Source organism: Kitasatospora sp. NPDC091257, from assembly GCF_044757675.1.
Classification (GTDB): Bacteria; Actinomycetota; Actinomycetes; order Streptomycetales; family Streptomycetaceae; genus Kitasatospora; species Kitasatospora lactacystinica.
The window spans coordinates 1-1,088 of record NZ_JBIVVI010001870.1 but is presented as its reverse complement, the minus strand read 5'-3'; the positions used below and the strand labels follow the sequence as shown (position 1 = coordinate 1,088).

At 71.7% G+C, this 1,088-nt stretch carries 2 protein-coding genes; both read right to left on the bottom strand.

Going from position 1 to position 1,088, the window contains the following annotated elements:
* Window positions 1-713: ABC transporter permease (locus ACIQOV_RS42580; protein WP_401056650.1), on the bottom strand; the 713-nt coding region annotated here is incomplete at its 3' end.
* A partial coding sequence (locus ACIQOV_RS42575) for an ATP-binding cassette domain-containing protein (protein ID WP_401056649.1) occupies window positions 710-1,088 on the bottom strand: 379 nt, incomplete at its 5' end. The genes ACIQOV_RS42575 and ACIQOV_RS42580, both read right to left, overlap by 4 nt.

The window sequence follows — 1,088 nt, the reverse complement described above, 5'->3', positions numbered from 1 at the left end:
GCGGCGATCAGGTACTTGTTGAGGTTGATGCCGGCCAGGCGGGCGGCGGTGTCGTTGCCGCCGATCGCGTAGATGTTGCGGCCGATGTCGGTGTAGGTGAGCAGGGCGTGCACGGCGACGGCGGTGAGGATCAGCAGCCAGACCATGGTGGGCAGGCCGGCGATCCTGCCGCGGCTGAGGAAGACGAAGACCGGGTCGTTGAGCACGTACCCCTGGGCGCGGCCGTCCGAGACGAGCTGGGCGACGCCCTTGTAGGCGGCCAGTCCGGCGAGGGTGGCGATGGTCGGGTTGACCCGGCCGTAGACGATGACGACGCCGTTGAACAGGCCGATGCCGGCGCCGATGGCCAGCGCGGCCCCGATGCCGAGGAAGGGGCTGGAGCCGGCGGACGTGAAGACCATGGCGCTGGTGACGGAGGCCAGGCCGGCCTGGGAGCCGACGGAGATGTCGAGGCCGCCGCAGATGATCACGACGGTCTGGACGACGGCCAGCAGTCCGGAGATGGTGGCGGCCTCGGCGATGACCTGGATGTTGTCCCAGCCGACGAAGTTGGGGTTGAGCGAGCCGAACAGGGCGACGACGGCGACGAGGGCGCCGATCAGGCTGAGGTTCTGGCCGCCGATCGCGGCGAGCAGGGCGCGCGGGCCGCCGGTCCGGACGGGCAGGGCCCCGGCGTCCGGCGCCGGGGCGGTCGGGGGAGTGGCGGTGGTCATCGGGTCTCTCCGGTCTGGGCGGTGGTGGTGGCGGCGAGGTCGTCGGCCATGGCGAGGGCGAGGATGGCCTCCTCCGTCGCCCGGTCACGGGTCAGTTCGCCGGTCGTGCGGCCGTTCTGCATCACCACGACCCGGTCGGCGAGGCCGAGGACTTCGGGCAGTTCGGAGGAGATGACCAGGACGGCGGTGCCCTCGCGGGCGAGGTCGGCGATGATCTGGTAGATCTCGGCCTTGGCGCCGATGTCGACGCCCCGGGTGGGTTCGTCGAGGATCAGCAGGTCGGGCTTGCGGGCGAGCCAGCGGGCGAGGACGACCTTCTGCTGGTTGCCGCCGGACAGGGTGCGGACCTCGGCCTCGATGGAGGGGGCTCGCACC